The sequence below is a fragment of the Pantoea sp. X-Soil-TKNS-1280 genome (genome assembly GCF_059730475.1).
On the sequence record NZ_AP035962.1, the window covers coordinates 4,045,309 to 4,070,676 of the forward strand.

25 protein-coding genes are annotated in these 25,368 nt (G+C 55.3%); 11 read left to right on the forward strand and 14 right to left on the reverse strand.

Features of this window, described 5'->3' with window-relative positions; genetic code table 11:
• Nucleotides 1–32: 32 nt before the first annotated feature.
• Nucleotides 33–158, reverse strand: coding sequence for a hypothetical protein (locus AC6I8X_RS18880; RefSeq protein ID WP_313683704.1), 126 nt, complete (start codon nt 156–158; stop codon nt 33–35).
• 189 nt (nt 159–347) lie between these two features.
• Between AC6I8X_RS18880 and proP the strand changes: the two genes are divergently transcribed.
• The 3 genes from proP to AC6I8X_RS18895 all read left to right on the forward strand — a co-directional run bounded on the left by proP (nt 348) and on the right by AC6I8X_RS18895 (nt 4,032).
• Nucleotides 348–1,853, forward strand: coding sequence for a glycine betaine/L-proline transporter ProP (proP, locus tag AC6I8X_RS18885; protein WP_084877594.1), 1,506 nt, complete (start codon nt 348–350; stop codon nt 1,851–1,853).
• A 121-nt stretch (nt 1,854–1,974) separates the two neighbouring features.
• Nucleotides 1,975–2,952: a porphobilinogen synthase gene (gene hemB, locus AC6I8X_RS18890; protein ID WP_299448246.1), complete on the forward strand. Its 978-nt coding sequence runs from the start codon at nt 1,975–1,977 to the stop codon at nt 2,950–2,952.
• A 111-nt stretch (nt 2,953–3,063) separates the two neighbouring features.
• The gene (locus AC6I8X_RS18895; protein WP_299448248.1) at nt 3,064–4,032 is read left to right on the forward strand and encodes a GGDEF domain-containing protein; all 969 of its coding nucleotides are present in this window, start codon (nt 3,064–3,066) and stop codon (nt 4,030–4,032) included.
• 45 nt (nt 4,033–4,077) lie between these two features.
• Here AC6I8X_RS18895 and AC6I8X_RS18900 read toward each other — a convergent pair whose 3' ends face one another.
• On the reverse strand, nt 4,078–5,100 hold the full coding sequence (locus tag AC6I8X_RS18900; RefSeq protein ID WP_497840286.1) for an alpha/beta fold hydrolase: 1,023 nt from the start codon (nt 5,098–5,100) through the stop codon (nt 4,078–4,080).
• Nucleotides 5,101–5,342: 242 nt separating this feature from the next.
• Between AC6I8X_RS18900 and AC6I8X_RS18905 the strand changes: the two genes are divergently transcribed.
• Nucleotides 5,343–5,834, forward strand: a complete 492-nt coding sequence (locus tag AC6I8X_RS18905) for a helix-turn-helix domain-containing protein (protein ID WP_313683702.1) — start codon at nt 5,343–5,345, stop codon at nt 5,832–5,834.
• A gap of 75 nt (nt 5,835–5,909) precedes the next feature.
• On the opposite strand, the gene AC6I8X_RS18910 is transcribed toward AC6I8X_RS18905, so the two are convergent.
• The 3 genes from AC6I8X_RS18910 to AC6I8X_RS18920 form a co-directional block, all read right to left on the reverse strand.
• Complete coding sequence (locus AC6I8X_RS18910) at nt 5,910–6,185, reverse strand: YdgH/BhsA/McbA family protein (protein ID WP_299448254.1); 276 nt, start codon at nt 6,183–6,185, stop codon at nt 5,910–5,912.
• A 168-nt stretch (nt 6,186–6,353) separates the two neighbouring features.
• The gene (locus tag AC6I8X_RS18915) at nt 6,354–6,704 is read right to left on the reverse strand and encodes a hypothetical protein (RefSeq protein WP_313683701.1); all 351 of its coding nucleotides are present in this window, start codon (nt 6,702–6,704) and stop codon (nt 6,354–6,356) included.
• A gap of 61 nt (nt 6,705–6,765) precedes the next feature.
• Nucleotides 6,766–7,842, reverse strand: coding sequence for a nickel/cobalt efflux protein RcnA (locus tag AC6I8X_RS18920; RefSeq protein ID WP_313683700.1), 1,077 nt, complete (start codon nt 7,840–7,842; stop codon nt 6,766–6,768).
• Between the two features lie 101 nt (nt 7,843–7,943).
• Here AC6I8X_RS18920 and AC6I8X_RS18925 point away from each other — a divergent pair, with 101 nt between their 5' ends.
• The gene (locus AC6I8X_RS18925) at nt 7,944–8,219 is read left to right on the forward strand and encodes a metal/formaldehyde-sensitive transcriptional repressor (RefSeq protein ID WP_497840287.1); all 276 of its coding nucleotides are present in this window, start codon (nt 7,944–7,946) and stop codon (nt 8,217–8,219) included.
• A gap of 26 nt (nt 8,220–8,245) precedes the next feature.
• On the opposite strand, the gene AC6I8X_RS18930 is transcribed toward AC6I8X_RS18925, so the two are convergent.
• Genes AC6I8X_RS18930 through AC6I8X_RS18940 form a run of 3 tightly spaced genes read right to left on the reverse strand, consistent with a single transcriptional unit; the run spans nt 8,246 to nt 11,135 of the window.
• The gene (locus tag AC6I8X_RS18930) at nt 8,246–9,538 is read right to left on the reverse strand and encodes an NAD(P)/FAD-dependent oxidoreductase (protein WP_497840288.1); all 1,293 of its coding nucleotides are present in this window, start codon (nt 9,536–9,538) and stop codon (nt 8,246–8,248) included.
• A 20-nt stretch (nt 9,539–9,558) separates the two neighbouring features.
• Entirely contained in the window at nt 9,559–9,981 is a 423-nt protein-coding gene (locus tag AC6I8X_RS18935; RefSeq protein ID WP_497840289.1) for a Rid family hydrolase, read from the reverse strand.
• A gap of 14 nt (nt 9,982–9,995) precedes the next feature.
• Nucleotides 9,996–11,135 (reverse strand): ornithine cyclodeaminase family protein, encoded by a 1,140-nt coding sequence (locus tag AC6I8X_RS18940; protein WP_497840290.1) that lies wholly within the window; start codon nt 11,133–11,135, stop codon nt 9,996–9,998.
• Nucleotides 11,136–11,314: 179 nt separating this feature from the next.
• Here AC6I8X_RS18940 and AC6I8X_RS18945 point away from each other — a divergent pair, with 179 nt between their 5' ends.
• Both AC6I8X_RS18945 and AC6I8X_RS18950 read left to right on the forward strand, forming a co-directional pair.
• The gene (locus tag AC6I8X_RS18945) at nt 11,315–12,148 is read left to right on the forward strand and encodes a helix-turn-helix domain-containing protein (protein ID WP_313683695.1); all 834 of its coding nucleotides are present in this window, start codon (nt 11,315–11,317) and stop codon (nt 12,146–12,148) included.
• 149 nt (nt 12,149–12,297) lie between these two features.
• Nucleotides 12,298–13,695, forward strand: a complete 1,398-nt coding sequence (locus AC6I8X_RS18950; RefSeq protein WP_313683694.1) for an APC family permease — start codon at nt 12,298–12,300, stop codon at nt 13,693–13,695.
• Nucleotides 13,696–13,725: 30 nt separating this feature from the next.
• On the opposite strand, the gene AC6I8X_RS18955 is transcribed toward AC6I8X_RS18950, so the two are convergent.
• Nucleotides 13,726–14,910, reverse strand: a complete 1,185-nt coding sequence (locus AC6I8X_RS18955; RefSeq protein ID WP_299448271.1) for a BaiN/RdsA family NAD(P)/FAD-dependent oxidoreductase — start codon at nt 14,908–14,910, stop codon at nt 13,726–13,728.
• 241 nt (nt 14,911–15,151) lie between these two features.
• On the opposite strand from AC6I8X_RS18955, the gene pitA reads away from it, so the two are divergent.
• The gene (pitA, locus tag AC6I8X_RS18960; RefSeq protein WP_299448273.1) at nt 15,152–16,651 is read left to right on the forward strand and encodes an inorganic phosphate transporter PitA; all 1,500 of its coding nucleotides are present in this window, start codon (nt 15,152–15,154) and stop codon (nt 16,649–16,651) included.
• A gap of 47 nt (nt 16,652–16,698) precedes the next feature.
• On the opposite strand, the gene uspB is transcribed toward pitA, so the two are convergent.
• Complete coding sequence (uspB, locus tag AC6I8X_RS18965) at nt 16,699–17,034, reverse strand: universal stress protein UspB (RefSeq protein ID WP_299448275.1); 336 nt, start codon at nt 17,032–17,034, stop codon at nt 16,699–16,701.
• A gap of 421 nt (nt 17,035–17,455) precedes the next feature.
• On the opposite strand from uspB, the gene uspA reads away from it, so the two are divergent.
• A complete protein-coding gene (uspA, locus tag AC6I8X_RS18970; protein WP_299448277.1) occupies nt 17,456–17,890 on the forward strand; it encodes a universal stress protein UspA in 435 nt (144 codons plus the stop codon).
• 117 nt (nt 17,891–18,007) lie between these two features.
• Here the strand turns inward: uspA and rsmJ are convergent, their stop codons facing one another.
• Both rsmJ and prlC read right to left on the reverse strand, forming a co-directional pair.
• On the reverse strand, nt 18,008–18,757 hold the full coding sequence (gene rsmJ, locus AC6I8X_RS18975) for a 16S rRNA (guanine(1516)-N(2))-methyltransferase RsmJ (protein ID WP_313683691.1): 750 nt from the start codon (nt 18,755–18,757) through the stop codon (nt 18,008–18,010).
• Nucleotides 18,758–18,765: 8 nt separating this feature from the next.
• Complete coding sequence (gene prlC / locus AC6I8X_RS18980) at nt 18,766–20,808, reverse strand: oligopeptidase A (RefSeq protein WP_299448282.1); 2,043 nt, start codon at nt 20,806–20,808, stop codon at nt 18,766–18,768.
• Nucleotides 20,809–21,012: 204 nt separating this feature from the next.
• Between prlC and AC6I8X_RS18985 the strand changes: the two genes are divergently transcribed.
• Entirely contained in the window at nt 21,013–21,855 is an 843-nt protein-coding gene (locus tag AC6I8X_RS18985; protein ID WP_497840291.1) for a 23S rRNA (adenine(2030)-N(6))-methyltransferase RlmJ, read from the forward strand.
• A 6-nt stretch (nt 21,856–21,861) separates the two neighbouring features.
• Here AC6I8X_RS18985 and rnz read toward each other — a convergent pair whose 3' ends face one another.
• Nucleotides 21,862–22,773, reverse strand: a complete 912-nt coding sequence (rnz, locus tag AC6I8X_RS18990; RefSeq protein WP_497840292.1) for a ribonuclease Z — start codon at nt 22,771–22,773, stop codon at nt 21,862–21,864.
• 123 nt (nt 22,774–22,896) lie between these two features.
• Between rnz and gorA the strand changes: the two genes are divergently transcribed.
• Nucleotides 22,897–24,249 carry a glutathione-disulfide reductase gene (gene gorA, locus AC6I8X_RS18995; RefSeq protein WP_497840293.1) on the forward strand — a complete coding sequence of 451 codons (1,353 nt, stop codon included), beginning with the start codon at nt 22,897–22,899 and terminating at the stop codon, nt 24,247–24,249.
• Nucleotides 24,250–24,321: 72 nt separating this feature from the next.
• Here the strand turns inward: gorA and dinD are convergent, their stop codons facing one another.
• On the reverse strand, nt 24,322–25,182 hold the full coding sequence (dinD, locus tag AC6I8X_RS19000) for a DNA damage-inducible protein D (RefSeq protein WP_497840294.1): 861 nt from the start codon (nt 25,180–25,182) through the stop codon (nt 24,322–24,324).
• Between the last annotated feature and the right edge of the window lie 186 nt (nt 25,183–25,368).

Sequence of the window (25,368 nt, forward strand, 5' to 3'; positions counted from 1 at the left end):
AGCACCTCCCAAATGCGCGATAAATCGCGCCGCTACCGCCGGGTGCCGATATCGTAGCGGCGCGATTTATCGCGCTCTTTCGCGGAATTTTCATTACCTGCCCGAATCCACGCCACCACAGCTTTAGCCACAAAATAGCCAGTTACTGGCGTAAACATGACAAATATCACGCAAAAACGGTATACTCTGTCGCGGGAGGCGATAATTACTCACGTAATTATCGCTATAGCAGGCCAGAGAAATCTCATCTTTACGGCTATGCTTTAATTTTCTCAACGCCGCGGCCTGAAAACTGTGAGTCGGTCCGCGCCGTTGAGGACTTTCTGATTCCAGGACAGGGTAACCTCATGAAAATTCGTAGGAAACGTGTAAAACCGATCGGGCTGGACGATGTCACTATCATCGACGACGCCCGTTTACGTAAGGCCATCACCGCGGCTTCTCTGGGCAACGCGATGGAATGGTTCGATTTTGGTGTGTATGGCTTTGTGGCTTATGCGCTGGGTAAAGTGTTTTTCCCGGGTGCTTCGCCCGGTATCCAGATGATCGCCGCACTGGCGACCTTCTCCGTGCCCTTCCTGATCCGTCCACTGGGCGGTCTGTTCTTCGGCATGCTCGGTGACAAATACGGTCGCCAGAAAATTCTTTCCATCACCATCGTCATCATGTCGATCAGTACCTTCTGTATCGGCCTGATCCCCTCTTACGAGTCCATTGGTATTTGGGCACCGGTGCTGCTGCTGATCGCCAAAATGGCGCAGGGCTTCTCCGTGGGTGGGGAATATACCGGCGCGTCCATCTTCGTCGCCGAATACTCACCCGACCGTAAGCGTGGCTTTATGGGCAGCTGGCTGGATTTCGGCTCCATCGCCGGTTTTGTGCTGGGCGCCGGTCTGGTGGTACTGATCTCCACCATCATCGGGGAAGACCGCTTCCTCGAATGGGGCTGGCGTCTGCCGTTCTTCGTCGCCCTGCCGTTAGGGATTATCGGTCTCTATCTGCGCCACGCGCTGGAAGAAACCCCGGCATTCCAACAGCATGTGGATAAGCTGGAACAGGGCGATCGCGAAGGTCTGCGTGATGGCCCGAAAATCTCGTTCAAAGAGATTGCCACTAAACACTGGAAAAGCCTGCTGGCCTGTATTGGTCTGGTGATTGCCACCAACGTCACCTATTACATGCTGCTGACCTATATGCCGAGCTACCTGTCGCATAATCTGCACTACTCGGAAGACCATGGCGTGCTGATTATCATTGCCATTATGATCGGGATGCTGTTTGTGCAACCGGTGATGGGGATGCTGAGTGACCGTTTTGGCCGCCGCCCGTTTGTGATTATTGGCAGCATCGCGCTGTTCATCTGCTCAATCCCGGCGTTTATGCTGATTAACAGTGGCGTTATTGGGCTGATTTTTGCCGGTCTGCTGCTGCTGGCGGTGATCCTGAATGCCTTCACCGGCGTGATGGCTTCGTCGCTGCCCGCAATGTTCCCGACCCATATCCGCTATAGCGCGCTGGCCAGTGCCTTCAACATTTCGGTGCTGGTTGCCGGTCTGACGCCGACCGTTGCCGCCTGGTTGGTGGAAGCCACCAACAATCTGTATATGCCCGCTTACTATCTGATGGTGATTGCGGTGATTGGCTTAATCACCGGTCTGTATATGAAAGAGACCGCCAACAAACCGCTGAGCGGCGCGACCCCAGCAGCCTCTGACCTCGCAGAAGCGCGTGAGATCCTGCAGGAGCATCACGACAACATCGAGCAGAAAATCGAAGATATCGATGCCGAGATCGCGAAGCTGGAAGCAAAGCGCAAAAACCTGGTACAGCAGCATCCGGATATCAACGAATAATCCCCCTCAACTCCCACGTCAGTGGGAGTTTTCATTTTCCCCGCAGCACACAAACCTTCATCGACCTCGGCAAAAAGGAGTAGACTGGCGCTACTTTTTTCACCTGTAAGTAAGAATGAGCATGTCTGATTTTTCTCTTATCCAGCGTCCAAGAAGGCTGCGTAAAAGCGCCGCGATGCGTGAAATGTTCCAGGAAACCAGCCTGAACCTCAGCGATCTGGCACTGCCAATTTTCGTTGAAGAAGGGGTGGACGACTACAAACCGATCACCGCCATGCCGGGCGTCATGCGTATCCCGGAAAAGCGTCTGGCGTATGAAATCGAGCGTATCGCCAAAGCGGGTATCCGTTCGGTGATGACTTTCGGTATTTCGCACCACACCGATGCCACCGGCAGCGATGCGTGGAACGAAAACGGCCTGGTGGCGCGTATGTCGCGTATCTGCAAAGACACCGTGCCGGAAATGATCGTCATGTCCGATACCTGTTTCTGTGAATACACCAGCCACGGCCATTGCGGCGTGCTGTGCGACCACGGAGTCGATAATGACGCAACCCTGATCAATCTCGGTAAACAGGCGGTGGTTGCCGCTCAGGCCGGTGCCGATTTCATCGCGCCGTCCGCCGCAATGGATGGCCAGGTAAAAGCGATTCGTCAGGCGCTCGATGCGGCCGGATTCACCGATACCGCGATTATGTCTTACTCCACCAAGTTCGCGTCCTCATTCTACGGTCCGTTCCGTGAAGCCGCAGGCACCGCGCTGAAAGGTGACCGTAAAACCTATCAGATGAACCCGATGAATCGCCGTGAAGCTATCCGTGAGTCGCTGATCGACGAAGCAGAAGGGGCTGATTCCCTGATGGTGAAACCGGCAGGTGCCTATCTCGATATCCTGCGCGATATCCGCGAGCGCACCACGCTGCCACTGGCTGCCTACCAGGTCAGCGGTGAATACGCCATGATCAAATTCGCAGCGCAGGCCGGTGCCATTGATGAACGCAATGTGGTGCTGGAAAGCCTTGGTGCCATTAAACGCGCCGGTGCCGATCTGATTTTCAGTTACTTTGCCCTTGATCTCGCCGAGCAAAAAATGCTCTGATCACCGTTACGCTTATCAGCCGTCTTTGCTGGCGGCTGATAATTGTTAACGCCATCCTTTTGGCACAACACCAGTTCTGTAACACCTGCATCTAATAAGAAGAGTAACGCGATGAAAGCACCTGCACTGCCCGCAGACGAATCAGATCGTCTGGCTCAGTTACGTGCGCTCAACATTCTGCATACCCCGGCAGAAGAGCGTTTTGACCGTCTGACCCGCCTCGCCCGCCGCCTGTTTGGTGTGCCGGTTGCACTGGTAAGCCTGCTGGAAGAGGACCATCAGTGGTTCAAATCCATTGCGGGTAAATCCGGGGAAACCGCGCCGCGCAATACCTCCTTTTGCGGTCATGCCATCCTCCAGGATGACGTGATGGTAGTGGAGAATGCGCTGGAAGATGATCGCTTTTATGATAATCCGCTGGTCACCGGTGAAAACCCGGTGCGCTTCTACGCGGGTTGCCCATTACGCACGCCAGCAGGGGCCAAAGTGGGTACCCTGTGCATCGTCGATCACCATGCCCGTTCATTTGATGCCGATGATTACCACACGTTGCGCGATCTGGCAGCGATGGCGGAAGCCGAACTGATTGCGTTCCAGACCGCCACCTCAGACGAGCTGACGCAAATTACCAATCGTCGTGGTTTTATGACGCTCGGGCAGCTGGCCCTGAATGAATGCCTGGTAAAACAACTCCCGGCCTGTCTGACATTTCTCGACCTCGACCGTTTTAAAGAGATCAACGATACCCTTGGCCACCGTCAGGGCGATCGTGCACTGATGGATTTTGCCGATGCCATGAAGGTCAGTTTCCGCCATGCGGATATTTTTGCCCGGTTGGGAGGCGATGAGTTTGTGGTGCTGTTTAACGGCCTGCAACAGTCGGATGCCGAAGGGGTACTGGCGCGCTTTGACCGGCAATTACAGCGACAGACGCTTGATCTGAGCCGTCTCTACCAGCTGCATTTCTCCTCCGGTATCGTGGAATTCGATCCCCAGCAGCCGCTGACGCTGGAGCAATTGCTGGAAGGCAGCGACGAGCGCATGTACGCCGCCAAGAAAGGAAAAAAACAGGCGCGGTAGCGCCTGGCTATTTGGTAGCGGCGCGATTTATCGCGCCGTTTTGCTTTAACCGCGCGCCAAATCATCAATCAAAATCTGATTAAACTTCTGCGGCTCCTCCATCTGCGGCGCATGCCCCATGCCCGGGAACTCGATCAGACGCGCACCAGGGATCAGTTTTGCTACCTGTTTCCCCAGCACATTGTAATGACCCAGCTGCGCTTTGACCGCTGGCGGGGCGATATCGCTGCCGATGGCGGTCGTATCGGAGGTACCAATCATCAGCGTGGTCGGCACTTGCAGATCTTTAAATTCGTAGTACACCGGCTGGGTAAAAATCATGTCGTAGATTAACGCCGAGTTCCACGCCACCCGGTTATGACCCGGTCCGCTATTCAGACCGGCCAACATATCCACCCATTTGTCATATTCCGGCTTCCACTGACCAACATAATAGGTCTGCTGCTCATACTTTTTGATCCCTGCGGCATTCAGCTTCAGCTCGCGCTGATACCACTGATCCACCGAGCGCCACGGTGCGCCTTTCGCTTTCCAGTCTTCCAGGCCAATCGGGTTCACCAGCACCAGTTTTTGCGTCTGCTGCGGGTACATCAACGCATAACGCGTCGCCAGCATACCCCCGGTGGAGTGACCAACAATCACCGCCTTTTCTATTCCAAGCTGTTGCAGCAGCTGATGGGTATTCTGCGCCAGCTGCTGGAAACTGTACTGATAATTGGCCGGTTTGCTGGAACTACAGAAACCAATCTGATCCGGTGCTACAACCCGGTATCCCTGCTGGCTCAATGCCTTGATGGTGTCTTCCCAGGTGGCACCGCAGAAATTTTTGCCATGCATTAGCACCACTGTCTGGCCGTTGGCATGCTGTGCGGGTTTGACATCCATATACCCCATGCTGAGCGGCTGCTGCTGGGAGGAGAAAGCAAAATGCTGTAACGGATAAGGATACTGGAAGCCTTCCAGCTGCTCACCATAGACATTAGCTGCCAGCGCCGATGCACTGCTCATCAACGCCATGGAGGCGAGCAGTATCGCCAATGAAGACTTCCCGGGAAAACGTAACGCCATCAGAACATCTCCGAATCAGGACAAAGCGTCGAGTGTGACATGTTACGCGCAACCGCGTATTGATGTGCTGTGCCCTCTATATCCTCAACAAATAAACAACATCTCACAGTCAATTCTCACGAATTACGGGAATGATCTGATAGCGGAAAAATAAAAACCGATTTCCTGATAAATCTTTACGTAACAAGGCACACAGAAAGATAAGTTAAATTACACTGTGCTCACTGAACTGGAGGTGCTATATGCAAGAGAGAAAGTACAATGAGGGTGTAATCGACTCAGTAACTCACTGGATTGAAAATAATTTAGATCAGCGTTTGAGCATTGATGATATTGCGCAAAAGTCCGGGTATTCAAAATGGTATTTACAGAAACTTTTCGCTCGCTGCCACAATGAAACCCTGGCACGTTATATTCGCAAAAAGAAACTGGCGGCCTGTGTTGTTGAGCTGAAAAATAGTGATGCAACTATTATCAGCCTGGCCGTAAAATACCATTTTGAAAGCCAGCAGTCCTTCACCCGCTCTTTTAAACAGATGATGGGATGCACACCGCTTTATTGCCGTAAACAACAATTAAGCGGCGAGAGAAAGCACCAGCTGGCAGCCAGTGATGATCCCTGCGCACTTTGCCGTCAGGAAGGTCTGGTCACCAGCGAATGCATGAAGGAGGTGCGCCCCCCAGCCGCCACTCCCGGCAAATTCCCCGCCCGCATTAGCTGTGCGATGGTATAAGAAAAAGCGCGATAATCGCGCTTTTTTTTCGTCCGAATAGAGACATAAAAAAAAGCCCCTTCCGGGGCCTGTTAATTATTTATACACCTGGGCGACAGCGTCAAAATTATTGCCATGCTGGCGGGCGGCTTCCACCACATAATATTTTCCGCCTTTCGCATCAGCCATCTCAGACAAGCGCTGGTGCAGATCCATCGGTGAGCTAATCGCGCCGCCGGTATCGGACACGCTAATATTCCCCAGCGATTCAAGCTTAAAATGGTCAGCTTCCTGGGCAGAAATATTATTGGCAGCCAGTACCGGAACGCTCGCACCCAACAGCAACGCAGACAGAATTAATTTTTTCATCATTTCGTCCTCTTCAATTGTCGTGGTAATTTTCTGAAACCATTGTCTGATTTATCGCCATCGAACATTGATCATTTTGAGTTCAAATCAGCCAGACTTAATATTTCGTTTTTACCTGATATTGAGCGACGTTATTTAAATAACAGGCCAGTATCGACTGGCCTGCTGCAATTAGTTCTGCAACTCCTGACCTGGTAACAATTTTTCTGACATCAGACGAAGACAGCTGTTGCGATCCTGATGTGCCTGCTGCTGCTGTTCCGGTGACAGATCCTGCCACACCGTTTGCAGATGCTCACCCAGACCTCGCTGGAAGTGGATTTTCTGCAAGGCGTAATCGGAATTGCTGCCTTCAATGATTTGCTGCATATCCTGCGGCGTGTTGCCGCGCCCATCATGGGTTAACGTACAGAACATGGCGATGTAATACGCTTTATCTTCATCGCTGTAATGGGGGGTGAGCCACCAGACTAAGGCACTGATCACAATCAGCAGCGGCAGGAGAAATTTGAGTTTTAACATGGGGATAATTACCAGATGGAAGAAAAACGCCGCGATCTTACCAGATTCGCGGCGTCGCGGCTCAGCGCAGGATGCCACTCAGCCCGTGATAGCCCATATAAATCGCCACCAGTGCAATCAGGGTGCCGGAAAACCAGGGCGCGCGACGTGCCAGCGTATCCAGCCCCTGCCAGCGCTGAGTCGCTTTTTGTACACTTAGCGCGGCGGCAGCCCCCACACCGACCAGCGTCATTGCCAGCCCGATACTGAAGCACAGCACCAGCGCGGCCCCCAGGCTAAAAGCTTTCACCTGGATGCATAGCAGTAGCACAGTGATCGCCGCCGGACAGGGAATCAGCCCACCGGTTAAGCCAAACAAAATGATCTGTCCATTGGTCACTTCACGGCTGGCAAAGCGTTTTTTGATATCACTGGCATGGGCGCGCTCATGTGCATCCTGAAAACCGCCATCATTTTCGCCAGGCCGACGCTGCACCTCCCCCTGCTGCCACGCAACGTCATAATCATGCGAGTGGCCGCGATGGCCGAGCGACAGACGCGCATTAAAGGTGTGTGGTTGCGGCACCGCCAGCGTGGATTGCAGCACGCCATCCTGAGCGGCGAAGGTGAATATTTGCGAGAACCCCATCCCCCGCCGGGTAGCAATACTCACCTCATTGGCCTGCCACGCGGCGCCATCCAGCGTGCGCAGTTGCCAGTGCCCCTGATGCAATGCCAGTTCGATATGGCCGTGACCGGTATCGATCACCTGAGCATCAGGGCGTTCTGTCTGCTGATGTTGCTTACGTTGCTGCTCGCTTTGCCAGGTGCGCCAGATCATCCACAACGCGGTAGCGAGGATGATGACGGCAGAAATCAGCTGGAACCACGGCTCTGCGGTATCGGCGGTCAGTTTACGGCTGACGTACATGCCCCCGAGGGCGATCAGCCAGACAATCAACGTGTGCGACAAGGTGGCGGCCAGTCCCAGCATCACCGCCTGCTTTACCGTGCCACGAATCGCCACGATAAACGCCGCCATCATGGTTTTGGAATGACCCGGTTCCAGCCCGTGTAACGCACCCAGTAAGATGGCGCTGGGGATAAACAGCCAGGCACTGGACGTACCCTGACTCAGCAGTGCAGCAAAATCGGTCATGATTTTTCTCATTGAATTAAAAAACGGCACAGCAGATGCAATTGCCGGACAACCCAAATATACTATACCCCAGTATTGTATCGATCAACGGACTTCACGCTATGTCACACACCCATAAAGATCAAAAGAAATTGCTGGCGCGCGTGCGTCGCATCAAAGGCCAGGCCGAATCGCTGGAAAAGGCGCTGATCGCCGAAGAAGAATGTCTGAAGATATTGCAGCAGGTAGCAGCGGTACGCGGCGCGATTAACGGGCTGATGAGTGAATTGCTGGAAGGCCATATCCGCGAGCATCTGATGAACCCGAATGCCAGCGAGCAGGAGCGCGCAAGCGATATGGAAGAGATTATCGCGGTGGTGCGCAGTTATATGAAGTAACGGCGCGATTGCTCGCGCCGCCTGCATCAGAATCGCTCAAACCGATACGGAGTCGGGTCGATCAGCGGTGTATGGCCGGAAACCAGATCGGCAGCCAGTTGCCCGGCAGCCGGTGACGTGCCGAAACCGTGGCCGGAAAAACCGGTCGCCAGCGTCAGGCCTGGCATCGCCGCCACCGGGCCGATCACCGGGTTGGAATCCGGCGTGACGTCAATCACCCCGGCCCACGCCTGCGCCAGCTCCGCTTGCTCAAACACCGGCCATGCCGCGCGCAGGTTACGCATCGCTTCCTGATTCAGCGCCGGATTGGCTGCCGGATCGAGAGTACGAATACGTTCGAATGGCGTGCGGCGGTCCCCCCGCCAGCGCCGGGCCAGCGCCAGGTCTTTGACGAAATATTTGCCGAGCGAGATACGCAGATTGTCACGCGCATGGCGCAGCTGCGGCAGATAACGTGCCCCCAGCAGCAAATGGTCGATCGTTAATGGCGCATCCAGCGCCCCGCGCTGAGTAATAATAAACCCGCCATCTTTATGCTTACGGAACGAAAAATCCGGCGCACCTACGGCAATATTGCTAGGTCCTTCCAACGGCTTTGTCCGCAGCACCGAGCAGATCAGCGGCAAGGTGGGCAACGCAATACCGAGATTGCCGAGAAAACGGCGTGACCAGGCTCCCGCTGCCAGCAGCACCTGATCGCAACGAATTTCACCGCGTTCGGTAATCACGCCGCTGACCTTCCCGTCGCTGGTCTCCAGCGTGCGCACCGCGCATTGCTCCACAATAATCGCGCCTCTGGCGATCGCAGCTTTGGCAATGGCGCTGGCTGCCAGCGTCGGTTCGGCGCGACCATCGGAAGCGGTAAAAATCCCCCCTGCCCAGCGCCCCTGTCCACCCGGCACCCGGACCGCAATGTCCGCAGGGCTGAGTAGCTTCGCATCCAGATCCAGCGGCTGCACCGCCTTCAGCCAGCTTTCATGCAGGGCCATCTGTGCCTCGTTGCGGGCAATAAACATAATGCCCGCCTGGCGATAACCCACGTCACTGCCGACGCGTTCCGCCATCCCGGACCACAGACGATCGGCAGCCTGTGCCAGCGGGATATCATCGGCGGCACGGCTGGTTTTGCGGATCCAGCCCAGATTACGCGACGACTGCTCCGCCGCGATGCGGCCTTTCTCCAGCACCACCACCGGAATATTGCGTTCCGCCAGTGTCAGTGCTGCGGTCAACCCAACAATGCCACCACCAATAATCACCACCGTAGTGGCGGAGGGAAAATCGGTGGATGTGGTGACGGGGGTAATTTCCGGTGACATAACGTGCCTCCTGCTACGCCTTACAGCGCAACGGTGATTTCCTGCACCTCGGCCTGAGCGGCCCCACGATACGCCGTGACTTCCAGCTCGACCTTATACACCGTGGAACCCAGCGGCGGGCAAGTGACCGTGGTCGCCGGATTGATACCGCGAAACTTATCGCCAATGATGTCCATCACCGTCGCGACATCGTCCGGGTTCTGAATAAACACCCGCGAGAACACCACGTCTCTGAGCGAGGCATCTATCGCGGCCAGTGCCGCCTCAATATTGGCGAACACCTGCAAAGTCTGTTCAGTGACGTCCGCTGGAATTTCTTTACTGACCGGATGACGGCCCGCGGTGTTGGAGACATAAATCCAGTTATCCACCGCGACAATGCGCGAATAGCTGCCCATCTCTTCAAATTTCGAACCGGTTTTCACTTTAATGATGTTGGTCATGCTGGTTTCCTTGATTAGCTCAGTACCGGGGTTTCCCACAGGTTTAATTTCACGCCGATGCCTTTTTCGATAGCGTTGCGATACACCACCGTGCCCCAGGCAACGTCTTCCACCGGCATACCGCCGACTGACATGATGATGATCTCCTCATCGTTCTGGCGGCCAGGAGCATCACCGGCGACGATTTTGCCGATGTCTTCCAGCTGCTCAGCTGCCAGCTTGCCTTCGGCGATCATGTCCATAAAACGCACGCCGATAACCGGGATGGTTTTGTGTGCGGGCTTGGGGACTTCCTCAAACCACGCGTGATAAAGGCCGGTGTTATCCAGCACTTTGCGCACGTCGGCCCGTTCCATACCGGCGTCGATGTTGCACAGCGCAGGCATCGCCAGGAAGGTGCCCGGCTTGACCCATTCACGCCTCACCAGCGGATAGCTGTCGGGGTCGCCCACTTCACCGGAACTGCAATAGGTCACGATATCGGAATCGCGTACTACCGCTTCCAGCGACTCGACGATTTCGATGTGTTTGATTTGCGGATAAGTTTCCTGCACCCAGGTGATGAAGTTATCCAGGCTACGCTGACCACGCCCTTTCACTTTGATGGTATCGATGTGCGGGCACACGGCGATAAACGCCGCCACCGCCGTTTTGCCCATCACGCCCGGCCCCAACAGGCCAATCACGCGGGAATCTTTACGCGCCAGATGACGCGCCCCCACGCCCGGCACCGCGCCGGTGCGGTAAGCCGACAGCAGGTTGGCGGACATATGCGCCAGCGGTGCGCCGGTATCGGCATCGTTGAGGGTGAACATCAGAATGGAACGCGGCAGCCCTTTTTCGCGGTTGGCAATATTCGAGCCATACCATTTCACCCCTGCGGTGCCAAAGTTGCCGCCGAGATAAGCTGGCATCGCCATCAGGCGACGATCGGCGGTCGGTTTTGGCATGGTGGGGAACGGTGAATTTTCCGGGAAGGTGACCATCGCGCCGTGTGAATCGTTATTGGCACCGGCCATGCGGTAGTCCCCCCGATACAACAGGCCGAACATCTCCTCCATGGTGTTCACGCAGGCGGGCATGTCGGTAACGCCTGCGCGGATCATGTCCTGCTCCGACAGGTAGATAAAATCAATCCGGGTTGAATCAGTCATGGTGTACGCCCTTTTCAGTCTTATTACGTATTCCCGCCGACGCAGCGCGTCCGGCGTGCAGGTGGATGCCTTTAGGAATACGTGACGACGAGTGGGCTGTATTGAATATTTGCGACATCCGCGTGGCACAGGGCTTGCATGATCGGTTTATCCCTGTTCAGCCTGTAGCGGAGCGCGCGATGTCTGAGAATCCCTTTTATCGTCATGGCGGCCGCTTTCATCCGGAACAGCCGTGGTTTGTGCTGAATGCCGCGCAACATTACTCGGTCATCGCCTCAGAAAACCCGGCGATTTCACACTTTTACAGCTTCGACGTGGCGCAATCGGCGGATATGACGCTGGCTGTCCCGGATGGCTGCGTGGATATTGTGTTTGATTGCGATCCGCTCAACCCCAAAGGTCGCGTGTGCGGCACCACGCTGGAAGCGCGCGGTGCCGACATGCTGCATAACCATCATTATTTCGGCGTGCGGTTCGCGCCGGGCGTTATCCCCGATTTTCTTGACGTGATGGCAGAGGAGATCCCCGACCATGAATTCAGCTTTCTTGATGTGGTACCTGATGCCCGACTGGCGTTTGAACAAATTGTGCAAAGCCACAGCTTTTCACAGCAAATTTCGTTATTTAACGCCCACTTCACGCCACGGCTGGTGCGCAAAGCCTCATCGGTAACGGCATCGATTATCCGTGCGATGCAGCAGCAAAAGGGCAATATTCGCGTTGATCAACTGGAAGCGCTGACCGGTTACACCTGCCGCACCATTCAGCGGCAGTTCCGCCAGGATACCGGTTTGTCGCCGAAGGCCTTTAGCCGCATTCTGCGCTGTCAGTCGGCGCTGAATAGCATCCATGCGCTGGGGGATATTTCCTTTAGCGATCTGGCATTTGACCTTGGATTTAGCGACCAGTCGCACTTCCTGCGCGAGTTTAAAAAGTTCGTCAGCACCACGCCGTGCGACTATCAACGGCGCATTGCCCATGATGCGTTGTTCCATCGTCTGCGCTATCACTGAGCACTAAAACGGTGCAGCTCTGCACCGTGGCTCTGTCCGATTTTTTCTATCCGCCGTCGTCGTCACTAAGAAATGATGCAGCGAAGTTACCTGCCTCAGGCGACGCAGAACGCCTGAGAAATTTCACTCTCTTCATAGAGGCGCTGGCGATGAACAACGATACCGGTTTACGCAAAAATACGTTGGGCTTGTTTTCTCTGGTCTTTTTTGTGGTTGCTGCGGCATCCCCGCTGACCGGGGTGGTCGGCGGCCTGCCGGTGGCGATTATCTCCGGCAACGGCGGCGGCATCCCGGTGTTTTACATCCTGTCGTGCGTCATTTTGATGCTGTTCGCGGTGGGCTTCATCGCCATGAGCCGCCACGTCAACAATGCCGGGGCGTTCTACACCTATATCTCCAAAGGGTTGGGGGATAACTGGGGGGCCTCCGCCTCGGTGCTGGCCCTGATGGCCTACTTCTCCATCCAGATCGCCATTGTTGCCATGCTGGGTTTCTTCACCCAGCTGTTCCTTGAGGAACACCTCGGTATGCACGTTCCCTGGTGGGCGCTGAGTATGTTGTTTGCCATCATTGCCTGGATACTGGGCATCAAGCGGGTGGAGGTGGGCGGCAAGCTACTGGGCGTGCTGATGCTGGCTGAAGTCGCCATCGTGCTGCTGACCGATGTGATGTTGCTGGTGAAAAAAACCGGTCCCTTCACCTTCCAGTCATTTGAACCCTCGGTGTTTATGCAGGGTAATCTCGGTATCGCTTTTATCTTCACCATCGCCGCGTTTATCGGTTTTGAATCGACCGCGATCTACGCCGAAGAGTGCCGCGACCCGCAGAAAACCGTGCCACGCGCCACGATTTGCGCGCTGCTGCTGATCACCGCCTTTTTCTGCTTTACCAGCTGGTCGCTGGTGCAGGCCTATGGTTTTGATGAGATCGTCGCCATCGCCAGTAAAGATCCCGGCAATTTTGTTTTCAACATTACCCGCCAGTATGTCGGCCAGTGGGCGGTGAATACCATGTCGGTGCTGCTGATCACCAGCCTGTTCGCGGCTACGCTGGCATTTCACAACAACATTTCACGCTACATCTTTAGCATCAGCCGCGATGGCCTGATCTGGAAGGAGTTATGCCGCACCCATCCGACCAACGGCACACCGCATAATGCCAGTCATGTACACAGCGTGATCCTGCTGATGTTGCTGGCCGGTATGGGCAGCGCCGGGCTGGACCCGATGGTACATATCTTTGCCATCGGTTCTGCGGTCGCAACCCTGTGCATCCTGATTCTGCAACTCGGGGTGTCCGCTGCGGTGGTGCTGTTCTTCCGCAGCAAAGCCACCGATGACAGCCGCTTGCAGGTATTCTGGGCACCGCTGCTGTCGATCATCTGCATGACCATCACCATCATCCTGGTGGTGAATAACCTGCAATCACTGAGCGGCAGCGATTCCAGCGTGGTGAAGATGATTCCGTGGTTTATCGCCGCCTGCGCCCTGGCGGGTTACGGTATGTCGCTGAAGCGTGGGATGAAACTCGCGGCATTAAAAAAATAATCTGCCTTTTACGCTCGGATTATGCCGATGTTACAACGCCTGCGCGCATGCCCAGGCGGAACTCCACGCCCACTGGAAGTTATATCCCCCCAGCCAGCCGGTGACGTCCACCACCTCGCCAATAAAATACAAGCCGGGCACATCGCGTGCTTCCATGGTTTTTGACGATAACAGGGTGGTATCCACACCGCCCAGCGTCACTTCTGCGGTGCGGTAGCCTTCAGTGCCGTTTGGCTGCACGCGCCACTGATGCAGCGTTTGCACCAGCTCGTTCTGCTGCTTACTGTTGAGTTGCTTCAGCGTGACATCAGGTAGCTGGTTCAGCACCTGCAACACTTCCACCAGGCGCTTCGGCAGGATTTTCGCCAGACTGTTCTTCAGGCTGAGATTCGGATGCGCGTCGCGCTGCACATTAATGAAATCATCCAGCGGCGTGGCGGGAGAGAGATCCACCGTGACAAATTCGCCCGGTTGCCAGTAACTGGAAATCTGCAACACCGCCGGACCGGACAGCCCGCGATGGGTGAATAGCATCGCCTCTTTAAAGACGGTGCCATCCTGCGCGGTGATGGTGGTGGGTAAGGCCACGCCAGACAGCGTATTCAGCTGCTCCAGCAGCGGCTTATGCAGGGTAAAGGGCACCAGCGCTGCACGCGTCGGGAACACCTTCAGGCCAAACTGTTCCGCCACTTTATAACCAAAGGGCGAGGCACCCAGCCCGGGCATCGACAACCCCCCACTGGCGATAACCAGCTTTTCCGCCTGCACGGCCATGCCGTTCAGCTGCAAGGTGTAACCCTGCTCGTCACGCTGCACGCTCAACACTTCGCTGCGCAGCCGCAGCGTCACCTGCCCGGCCTCACATTCTGCCAGCAGCATATCGACAATCTGCTGTGCGGAATCGTCGCAGAACAGCTGGCCGAGGGTTTTCTCGTGGTAAGCGATAGCATGACGATTGACCAGATCGATAAAATCCCACTGGGTATAACGTGCCAGCGCGGATTTGCAGAAATGGGGGTTGTGCGACAGGTAAGCTGCGGGTTCAGTGTACATATTGGTGAAATTACAGCGTCCGCCACCCGACATCAGAATCTTGCGCCCGGCTTTTTTGCCGTTATCGAGCAGCAGCACACGGCGGCCACGCTGACCGGCCTGCGCAGCACAGAACATGCCGGCAGCACCTGCACCAATAATGATAACGTCAAACTTTTCCACTGCTTTTACCCATTTCACCCGAAAGGCGCTGATTGTAGTGATCTGGACTCAGGGGCGCCAGTGTCAAAAAATTGCCGTAAATATGTCATATTGTAACTGACTAATATTTCAACCTTTTTCCCCTGAATTACCGTGCAGATTACAACTTTAAGTCAAAAAAAGGCTATATTTCCCTTTCCCATACAGCATGTTGTCGCGGATAATGCGCCGCGTTCATGTCCTCCTAAATGGCGTAACGTTTATGCTACATCTGTTTGCTGGTCTTGACCTGAGTACCGGCCTGTTATTAGTTCTTGCTCTGCTGTTTGTATTGTTTTATGAAGCAATCAATGGCTTCCACGACACAGCCAACGCAGTCGCGACAGTTATCTACACCCGTGCGATGCGGGCGCAGCTGGCGGTTGTGATGGCAGGTGTTTTCAACTTCTTAGGTGTTTTGCTGGGCGGATTGAGTGTGGCTTATGCCATCGTTCATATGCTCCCCACCGATCTGCTATTAAATGTTGGTTCAGCTCACGGCCTCGCTATGGTGTTCTCCATGCTGCTGGCTGCGATTATCTGGAACCTCGGCACCTGGTATCTGGGTCTGCCGGCGTCCAGCTCCCACACCCTGATTGGTGCCATTATTGGTATTGGTCTCACCAATGCCCTGATGACCGGGACTTCGGTAGTTGACGCGCTCAACCTGCCTAAAGTTCTCAACATCTTCCTTTCTCTGATCCTGTCGCCGATTGTCGGTATGGTGATTGCCGGTAGCCTGATTTTCCTGTTACGGCGCTACTGGAGCGGGACCAAAAAACGCTCACGCACCCATATGACACCGGCGGAACGCGAGAAAATCGACGGCAAGAAAAAGCCGCCGTTCTGGACCCGTATCGCCCTGATTGTCTCCGCCATTGGCGTGAGCTATTCACACGGCGCGAACGACGGTCAGAAAGGCATTGGCCTGATCATGCTGGTGCTGATTGGCGTCGCGCCTGCGGGTTTTGTGGTGAACATCAATGCGTCCGGTTATGACATTTCCCGTACGCGTGATGCGGTAAATCATCTGGAGCAGTTTTATCAGCAGCACAACAACGCGCTGACGCACATCGTGCAGATGGCGCCACCGGCTGTGCCTGCGCCAGAAGAAACCACCAGTGGGCCGCATGAGTTTCACTGCGACAGTACCCGTGCGCTGCCAGCCATTCAGCGTGCACAGGGTTTGCTCAACAACCTGCAAAGCTACGATCAGCTGACGGTTGACCAGCGCAGCCAGATGCGCCGCCTGCTGCTGTGTATCTCCGATACCGCCGATAAAGCCGCGAAGCTGCCGGAAACCAGTGCTGACGATCAGCGTTTCCTGAACAAGCTGAAAGGTGACCTGCTGGGCACGGTCGAGTATGCTCCGATCTGGATCATCATGGCCGTGGCGATGGCACTGGGTATCGGCACCATGATTGGCTGGCGTCGTGTTGCCACCACCATCGGTGAGAAAATTGGTAAAAAAGGCATGACCTATGCACAAGGCATGTCGGCGCAGGTCACGGCCGCCGTCTCCATCGGCATTGCCAGCTACACCGGGATGCCGGTCTCCACGACGCATATTTTGTCGTCGTCAGTAGCCGGAACCATGCTGGTTGATGGTGGTGGCCTGCAAAGCCGCACCATTAAGAATATCGCGATGGCGTGGGTGTTCACCCTGCCAGTGTGTATTCTGCTTTCCGGTTCACTGTACTGGATTGCCCTGAAACTGGTGTAAGCACGCCGGGCCAGACCCTTGAAGGGCGACAGCAATGTCGCCCTTTTTTATTGCCAGAGAGCCATCGCGATCAGGCTGACCACCACCAAACCACACAAACCGCTGGTCAGGATAAATTGCCCACGCACCCGTTCACAGCGCCGGATAAATTCATCGTCATGATGATCACGATAACGTTTCTCCCAGATATAGCGCACCAGGCGCACCTGTTTGCTGGGCTGGCCGTGCGAAGTAAAGAAACCGGCACCATCCACATATTGATACAGCAGCGGGTCGCAACCGCGTAGCACCGCCAGTAACGAGCGCAGAGAAGAGAAGTAGCGCGCCATATTCACCAGACAAACCACACACAGAGCCCAAAAAAGCGCGATAGTGCTGATCATGATCCCCTCCCGGCTGGAGCCGCGGAGACGCGCACAGCGGGGTAACGCTGACAACGCCCCACGAGAAAGCCTTCCACTGAATGAATCGAATTGCATTGTTGTTTTGCGAGCCGAGCGGTCCGTACCAGTAGCAATGTGACCGCCATTTTCAGTGTAGGAGATCTGGTAAAAATTTTTCCAGCGATGATTTTCGTTCACAGCGAGAGAAAAAAGAGATAACACTTGATCTGTCTCACAGGCGCACCGCGCCTTGCAGCATTTGTTAACAACTCTGGCTATACTGAAACCATAACAATAAACCGCCTGCAGGGCATAAATCTCGATGGGTGGCGCTTATCGCCGTTATGCGCAAAGGATTTCGCCAGCCGTGACGTGGCAGGAATTCGGGTTGCCCCCAGAATCTTGTGAAAGGAGTTATATCATGGCTTATAAACACATCCTGATTGCAGTAGACCTTTCCCCGGAAAGCCAGTTGCTGGTTGATAAAGCGGTCTCACTGGCTCGTCCTTACGAGGCGAAAATCTCCCTTATCCACGTTGATGTGAACTATTCAGACCTCTACACCGGGCTGATTGACGTCAATCTGGGGGATATGCAGAAACGTATCTCTGAAGAGACGCATACCGCGCTGAAAGAGCTTTCGACCAACGCCGGTTATCCCATCAGTGAAACCCTGAGCGGTAGCGGCGATCTCGGCCAGGTGCTGGTGGATGCGATTAGAAAATATGACGTGGATTTGGTGGTCTGCGGCCACCATCAGGACTTCTGGAGCAAACTGATGTCGTCAGCGCGTCAGCTGATTAATACGGTACATATCGATATGTTGATTGTGCCGCTGCATGATGACGACGAATAACAAATCAGGCCGGGAAACCGGCCTGATTTGTTGTAGCGGCGCGATTTATCGCGCGGGTTTTCCCGCATCACGCACAGGATTGCGCGATAAATCGCGCCGCTACGGAATCTACAGGCATCAACCAAGCGGTGGATAGATATCAAAACGATGGCTTTTGGTGACCACTGCTGACTGCGTCACCACGCCCGCTAACGGCGGTGCGTAATCCGGACGCTTCACCACAATACGTTTCTTCGCCAGACGGCGCGCCGGTTCCAGCAACGCATCCGCATCCTCATCCGCCCCGACCAGCGACTGAAACACCCGCATCTCCTTTTTCACCATGGCGCTTTTCTGCCGGTGTGGATACATCGGGTCGAGATACACCACATCAGGCGCAGGTGTAATCTCGCTCAGTGCCTGCTGGCTCACCACATGCAGCAACGTCAATCGCTCACGCAGCCAGCCGCCGATCTCAGGGTCGTCATAGCCACGGCGCAAGCCATCTTCCAGTAACGCCGCCACCACCGGATGACGCTCCAGCATGCGCACCCGACACCCCAGTGCCGCCAGCACGAAAGCATCGCGCCCTAAGCCTGCGGTGGCATCGACCACATCCGGCAGGTAATCGCCCTTGATGCCCACCGCTTTCGCCACCGCCTCGCCACGTCCACCGCCAAAGCGACGGCGATGTGCCATCGCGCCAGAAACGAAATCGACAAAAATGCCGCCCAGTTTTGGCTCATCGCGTTTACGCAGCTCAAGATGGCTGGCCGTCAGCACCAGCGCAAGCCCGGAATCTTCGTCCTGTTCCAGCCCCCAGCGTTGCGCCAGAAGTGATAAGGCACCGTCTCCGGTGCCTGTTTCGTCAACTAAACCGATTTTCACAGGCCGGTTTATCCCTGAATCCCGTAATGTTCCAGCATCGCATCCAGCTGCGGTTCACGGCCACGGAAGCGTTTGAACAGCTCCATCGGCTCCTCGGAACCGCCACGCGTCAGGATATTGTCGAGGAACGACTGACCGGTTTCACGGTTGAAGATACCCTCTTCTTCGAAGCGCGAGTAAGCATCAGCAGCCAGCACGTCGGCCCACAGATAGCTGTAATAACCTGCGGCATAGCCGCCAGCAAATACGTGGCTGAAGGCGTGCGGGAAACGGCCCCATTCCGGGCTGGGCACCACGGCAACCTGCTTTTTCACTTCGCGCAGGGTTTCGAGGATTTTTGCGCCCTGTTCAGGATTGAACTCGGTATGCAGACGGAAATCGAACAGGCCGAACTCCAGCTGACGCAGGATAAACAGCGCTGCCTGATAGTTTTTCGCCGCCAGCATTTTATCCAGCAGTTCTTTCGGCAGCGGTTCGCCGGTTTCATAATGACCGGAGATAAACGCCAGCGCCTCCGGCTCCCAGCACCAGTTCTCCATAAACTGGCTCGGCAGCTCCACCGCATCCCACGGCACACCGCTGATACCGGACACGCCCGGGGTTTCGATACGCGTCAGCATATGATGCAGACCGTGGCCGAACTCATGGAACAGGGTGATCACTTCATCATGGGTGAACAGCGCCGGTTTGCCCTGCACCGGACGGTTGAAGTTACAGGTGAGATACGCCACTGGTTTTTGCAGGCTGCCATCGGCTTTGCGCATCTGGCCGACACAGTCGTCCATCCAGGCACCACCGCGTTTGTGTTCGCGGGCATACAGGTCAAGATAGAAGCTGCCGCGCAGTTCGCCGCTTTCATCGAACAGGTCGAAGAAACGCACATCCGGGTGGTAAACATCCACATCTTTGCGCTCTTTCGCGCTGATACCGTAGATGCGTTTCACCACCTCAAACAGGCCGCTCACCGCACGCTCTTCCGGGAAGTACGGACGCAGCTGCTCATCGCTGATGGTGTACAGATGCTGTTTCTGTTTTTCACCGTAGTACGTCAGGTCCCACGGGTTCATTTCGTCAACGCCAAACTCTTTTTTAGCGAAGGCACGCAGCTGGGCCAGTTCTTTTTCACCCTGCGGGCGAGCGCGTTTTGCCAGGTCAGTCAGGAAGTCGATCACCTGAGACGGGCTTTCCGCCATTTTGGTTGCCAGCGATTTGTCCGCGAAGGAGTCGAAGCCCAGCAGTTGAGCCAGTTCGTGACGCAGCGCCAGTTCCTCGGCCATCACCGGGCCGTTGTCCCATTTACCGGCATTCGGGCCTTGCTCGGAAGCACGGGTGGAGTATGCGCGGTACAACTCTTCACGCAGCGCAGCGTTGTCGCAGTAAGTCATCACCGGCAGATAGCTCGGGATATCCAGCGTCAGCAGCCAGCCTTGCTGCTCTTTGGCTTCCGCCTGGGCTTTGGCCGCCGCCAGCGCACTTTCCGGCATCCCCGCCAGTTCCGCTTCGTCGGTAATCAGCTTGCTCCAGCCCATGGTGGCATCGAGCACGTTGTTGCTATAGGTTGACCCAAGTTCAGACAGGCGCGCCGCAATGGCGCCGTAGCGTTTCTGTTTTTCTTTATCGAGGCCGATACCGGACAGCTCGAAATCACGCAGGCTGTTATCCACCACTTTTTTCTGCGCGATATCCAGCGCAGCATAGTTATCGCCCTGCTTCAGGTTGACGTAAGCCTGATACAACCCTTCATGCTGGCCGACCCAGGTGCTGTACTCAGACAGCAGCGGCAGCGTCTGCTCGTAGGCTTCACGCAGTTCCGGGCTGTTTTTTACCGAATTCAGATGGCTGACCGGCGAGAAAATACGACCCAGACGGTCGTCAACTTCAGCCAGCGGCTGCACCAGATTGTCCCAGCTATAAGGCGCGCCCTGTGCCACTACGCGTTCCACCGCCGCACGGCAGTCGTCCAGCGCTGCGGTGACAGCGGGAACCACATGTTCGGGTTTGATGGCGGAGAATGGCGGTAGCGTATAAGGCGTGAGTAACGGATTGGTCATAAGCGCAGTCCTTTCATTGGGGTGTGGGGCGCGAGCAGGTCGCGCAACGCAATCGTATTAACATGCGGCCTGATCGGCGGAAAATCAATGCCACGAAGGCACTGCCTGACGCCGAAACGCCAGCAATTTTTATCCAGCGCGGCTATAATCGCGCCAGACACGATGTTCTGACTTCTTTGATCCAACCGCGGACCCCTCTTTTTTATGCTGAGTTATCGCCACAGTTTTCATGCCGGCAACCATGCCGACGTGCTCAAACACACCGTTGAGAGCCTGATCCTGACTGCCCTGATGGAGAAGGAGAAGCCTTTCCTCTATCTGGATACCCACGCCGGTGCCGGACGTTACCAGCTGAGCGGTGAGCACGCCGAGCGTACCGGTGAATATCTGGAAGGCATCGCGCGCATCTGGCAGCAGCCCGACGTACCGGAATTGCTGAAGCCTTATTTCTCCGCGATTCGTAACCTGAACCCTAACGGCACGCTGCGTTACTATCCCGGTTCGCCGCTGATTGCCCGCCATCTGCTGCGCCAGGACGATAAATTGCAGCTGACTGAGCTGCACTCCAGCGATTACCCGCTGCTGCGCAACGAGTTTAGCAAAGACAGCCGCGCCCGCGTCGAACGTGCGGACGGTTATCAACAGCTGAAATCGAAGCTGCCACCGCCCACGCGCCGTGGTCTGATTCTGATCGATCCGCCGTATGAGCTGAAAAGTGACTACCAGGCGGTAGTGAAAGGGATTCAGGAAGGCCACAAACGCTTCGGCACCGGTATCTACGCCTTGTGGTATCCGGTGGTGCTGCGTCAGCAAATCAAACATATGACCAAAGATTTGCAGGCCACCGGCATTCGCAACATTTTGCAGATTGAGCTGGCGGTGCGCCCGGACAGCGATCAACGCGGCATGACCGCCTCTGGCATGATCGTGATTAACCCGCCGTGGAAGCTGGAGCAGCAGATGAAAGAACTGCTGCCGTGGCTGCATCAGAAGTTGGTGCCCGCAGGCACCGGGCACACCCGCGTGGAGTGGATTACGCCGGAATAAGGTACGCTAAACGTCGAACACCGCGAAATCATGTGCCAGTACCGTCTGCGGAAAGACGGACTGGCACTCCGCCAGCAATCTCTCCCGATCCTGCGACAAATAACGTGAACTGAAATGGGTGGCGATCAGCCTTTTCGCTCCGGCCTGTTTTGCCACCTGCGCCGTCTGAATCGTAGTGGAATGGCCGCGGCTGTTGGCTTTCTCCTCCAGCGCCGCCTCCAGCGTGGTTTCGTGCACCATCACGTCCGCATCAGCCGCCAGTTGCAACGCCACCTCCGTCGGTCCGGTATCGCCAAAAATCGCCAGCACCTTGCCTTTGGTCGGTGGACCGAGATACTCCGCACCATCAATTTCGCGCCCATCTTCCAGCCGGATGCGCTCGCCCAGCTTCAGCTGCTGATACCAGGGACCACGCGGTACCCCTTCGGCCTTCAGACGCGGAGCATCGAGGAAGCCGGGTTTATCATGCTGCTCAATCCGGTAACCGTAGCATTCAACGACGTGATTCATCGGCCAGGCGGTGACGCGAAACGCACCATCGTCAAACACCAGCCCTGCACCGATCTCCACAATCTCCAGGGGAAAGCTGGTATAGGAACCACTCAGGCTGAGTGCCGTTTCAATAAACTGGCGAATACCCGGCGGGCCATAAAGGGTGAGCGGTTCTTTGAGTCCCGCCATCGAGCGGCTGGTTAACAGCCCCGGCAGGCCAAAGATATGGTCGCCGTGCAGATGGGTGATAAAGATTTTCTCCAGCTTGCCCGGCTTGAGATCTGAACGCATGTATTGGTGCTGCGTCGCTTCACCACAATCAAACAGCCAGGTTTCACCGCGTTTGGACAACGTCAGCGCAATGGCGGTGACATTACGTTGCAGGCTGGGCGCGCCTGCGCCAGTACCCAGAAAAGTCAGTTGCATGCTTGCTTCCGTGAAAATGGATTCGATTCAATGCTATTACAATCATAGGCGCAATCTTTGCGCCCTTTCCCCTGTCAGCGTTACACTCTAACCCAATTTTCCTCCTGCAAATGGACACATCTGATGACCCGACATTTTGACTACCTTGCCATTGGTGGCGGCAGCGGCGGTATCGCCTCAATTAACCGCGCGGCGATGCACGGCCAGAAATGCGCCCTGATTGAAGCCAAAGAGCTGGGGGGCACCTGTGTCAACGTCGGCTGCGTACCGAAAAAGGTGATGTGGCATGCAGCGCAAATCGCCGAAGCTATCCATCTTTATGGCCCGGACTATGGTTTCGATACCACGGTAAACCGTTTCGACTGGTCAACACTGGTAAAAAATCGCAGCGCCTATATCGATCGTATCCACACCTCCTACGACAACGTGCTGGGTAAAAATAACGTGGAAGTGATCAAAGGGTTCGCACGTTTTGTCGATGCGCACACCGTTGAAGTCAACGGCGAAACCATCACCGCCGATCATATCCTGATTGCTACCGGCGGCCGCCCGAGTCACCCACAAATCCCTGGCGCAGAACACGGCATCGATTCAGACGGTTTCTTTGAACTGGACGCCCTGCCGCAGCGCGTTGCGGTGGTCGGCGCAGGCTATATCGCCGTTGAACTGGCGGGTGTGGTCAACGCGCTCGGCGCAGAAACCCACCTGTTCGTACGTAAACACGCACCGCTGCGCAGCTTTGATCCGTTGATTACCGATACGCTGGTGGAAGTGATGCAGGCTGAAGGCCCGTCATTGCATACCGACTCCATCCCCAAAGCGGTGATCAAAAACGCGGATGGCAGCCTGACGCTGCAACTGGAAAACGGCCACGCGCAGACCGTGGATTGCCTGGTGTGGGCGATTGGTCGTGAACCAGCCAATGACAACTTCAACCTGGCCGTGACCGGCGTGGCGCTGGATGAAAAAGGCTATATCAAGGTCGATAAGTTCCAGAACACCAGCGTGCCAGGCATTTACGCGGTGGGCGATAACACCGGTGCGGTGGAGCTGACGCCGGTTGCGGTTGCCGCAGGCCGTCGCCTGTCAGAGCGTCTGTTTAACAACAAGCCGGACGAACATCTGGACTACAGCAACATCCCGACCGTGGTGTTCAGCCATCCGCCGATTGGCACCGTCGGCCTGACGGAACCCGAAGCGCGCGAGCAGTACGGTGATGACCAGGTGAAGGTGTATAAATCCGCCTTCACCGCCATGTACACCGCCGTCACCCAGCATCGCCAGCCGTGCCGCATGAAGCTGGTGTGTGTGGGGCCGGAGGAGAAGATCGTCGGTATCCACGGCATTGGTTTCGGCATGGATGAAATGCTGCAGGGCTTTGCGGTCGCACTGAAAATGGGTGCCACCAAAAAAGACTTTGATAATACCGTGGCTATCCACCCGACGGCGGCGGAAGAGTTTGTGACGATGCGTTAATAAACCCGACGCTTATTATGAGTGAGCGCATCCGCACTCACTCATTCAACAATCAAACTGAATTTCACTAAGCTATTCACTATCCTCCTGCCCTTTATCCAGTTTCTCCGGTCTGGTTAGTGACTTTTTTTCAGCTGAAGCCAATCGACGCTCAACCTTTTTCACATCTTCAGCAGGTGTCAGATTTTCCGGGCGAATGCCGCGATTTAATAACGTTTGTCGTACTGCTTCGTTATTACTTACATGCTCGCCAGAAATTTGTTGTTCATTCTGCATCTGCTGATTGCGAGCATTATGAATCGTGATTTCAGTAGCAAAGTCCTTGGCTTTCAAAATAATCGTTGGAGCAAAGTCTGCCAGCGGGCGGTTATCCGGCACTAACCATTGGGCTTTCATCGCCTGAGTGCTCTTACCAAACAAAGCAAAATCGCCTTTGCTACGAATAAGTGCAAAGTTCTGGTTACCGCCGGTTTGTTCGTAAATAACGTTGGAAAGTTCTTTCTCGGTGTCTGACAGCTTCCTGCGCGCCTCTACCCGTTCAGCTTCTAATAGCCGTTGCTCAATCAGCTCTGCCTTGCGTGTCTGCATCGCAAAGTAGGTTTGTGCGAAGGCGATCTGTTGCTTTCTTGAGTCGCCATTTTGAGCGATGAGGTAACAGGCATAACGAGTCAGCATCACATCATCGATTTCACGTTGCCCACCCTTGCCCAGTTCGATCATTTTCCCGACGTCAGCAAAATGATCGGCAATGGTATGATCCGAGATTTCGCAGGCGGTTTTAGCTTTGGAAATCACGCTCTGAAAGTTATCCCATTTGTCATAACCCAGCAGGTGCTGCAGGTCACGAGCTAACCAATATTCCACGCCAGTCTCTGTCTGTTGGGAGCGGCCTTCAAAAGTTGTTGTAAGCTGCTGAATATGTTGCTGTTCCATGCTTTTTTCCTCTTCCAGTTGTTATTTTCACTCAGATTTCGTCTGATTACTGCTCATTTTGCGACCATAATGCAGCAGCAGTAAACCCAAACTTCAGGGCGCCATAACACCCAACTGGTAGGTTTTACAGTTTTGTTAAAGGATTCCCATGCCTACCCCCTCCCATTTCCTGCAAGATAAAAACCT

Coding starts and splice junctions, on each gene's coding strand:
- AC6I8X_RS18905 (WP_313683702.1), top strand. CDS start 5,343: ATGCAAGAGAGAAAGTACAATGAGGGTGTAATCGACTCAGTAACTCAC.
- AC6I8X_RS18940 (WP_497840290.1), bottom strand. CDS start 11,135: ATGACTGATTCAACCCGGATTGATTTTATCTACCTGTCGGAGCAGGAC.
- uspB (WP_299448275.1), bottom strand. CDS start 17,034: ATGATCAGCACTATCGCGCTTTTTTGGGCTCTGTGTGTGGTTTGTCTG.
- AC6I8X_RS18880 (WP_313683704.1), bottom strand. CDS start 158: ATGTTTACGCCAGTAACTGGCTATTTTGTGGCTAAAGCTGTGGTGGCG.
- AC6I8X_RS18950 (WP_313683694.1), top strand. CDS start 12,298: ATGAACAACGATACCGGTTTACGCAAAAATACGTTGGGCTTGTTTTCT.
- AC6I8X_RS18930 (WP_497840288.1), bottom strand. CDS start 9,538: ATGTCACCGGAAATTACCCCCGTCACCACATCCACCGATTTTCCCTCC.
- AC6I8X_RS18920 (WP_313683700.1), bottom strand. CDS start 7,842: ATGACCGATTTTGCTGCACTGCTGAGTCAGGGTACGTCCAGTGCCTGG.
- gorA (WP_497840293.1), top strand. CDS start 22,897: ATGACCCGACATTTTGACTACCTTGCCATTGGTGGCGGCAGCGGCGGT.
- AC6I8X_RS18895 (WP_299448248.1), top strand. CDS start 3,064: ATGAAAGCACCTGCACTGCCCGCAGACGAATCAGATCGTCTGGCTCAG.
- AC6I8X_RS18925 (WP_497840287.1), top strand. CDS start 7,944: ATGTCACACACCCATAAAGATCAAAAGAAATTGCTGGCGCGCGTGCGT.
- AC6I8X_RS18915 (WP_313683701.1), bottom strand. CDS start 6,704: ATGTTAAAACTCAAATTTCTCCTGCCGCTGCTGATTGTGATCAGTGCC.
- AC6I8X_RS18945 (WP_313683695.1), top strand. CDS start 11,315: ATGTCTGAGAATCCCTTTTATCGTCATGGCGGCCGCTTTCATCCGGAA.
- dinD (WP_497840294.1), bottom strand. CDS start 25,182: ATGGAACAGCAACATATTCAGCAGCTTACAACAACTTTTGAAGGCCGC.
- rnz (WP_497840292.1), bottom strand. CDS start 22,773: ATGCAACTGACTTTTCTGGGTACTGGCGCAGGCGCGCCCAGCCTGCAA.
- pitA (WP_299448273.1), top strand. CDS start 15,152: ATGCTACATCTGTTTGCTGGTCTTGACCTGAGTACCGGCCTGTTATTA.
- proP (WP_084877594.1), top strand. CDS start 348: ATGAAAATTCGTAGGAAACGTGTAAAACCGATCGGGCTGGACGATGTC.
- AC6I8X_RS18935 (WP_497840289.1), bottom strand. CDS start 9,981: ATGACCAACATCATTAAAGTGAAAACCGGTTCGAAATTTGAAGAGATG.
- AC6I8X_RS18900 (WP_497840286.1), bottom strand. CDS start 5,100: ATGGCGTTACGTTTTCCCGGGAAGTCTTCATTGGCGATACTGCTCGCC.
- prlC (WP_299448282.1), bottom strand. CDS start 20,808: ATGACCAATCCGTTACTCACGCCTTATACGCTACCGCCATTCTCCGCC.
- AC6I8X_RS18910 (WP_299448254.1), bottom strand. CDS start 6,185: ATGATGAAAAAATTAATTCTGTCTGCGTTGCTGTTGGGTGCGAGCGTT.
- uspA (WP_299448277.1), top strand. CDS start 17,456: ATGGCTTATAAACACATCCTGATTGCAGTAGACCTTTCCCCGGAAAGC.
- hemB (WP_299448246.1), top strand. CDS start 1,975: ATGTCTGATTTTTCTCTTATCCAGCGTCCAAGAAGGCTGCGTAAAAGC.
- AC6I8X_RS18985 (WP_497840291.1), top strand. CDS start 21,013: ATGCTGAGTTATCGCCACAGTTTTCATGCCGGCAACCATGCCGACGTG.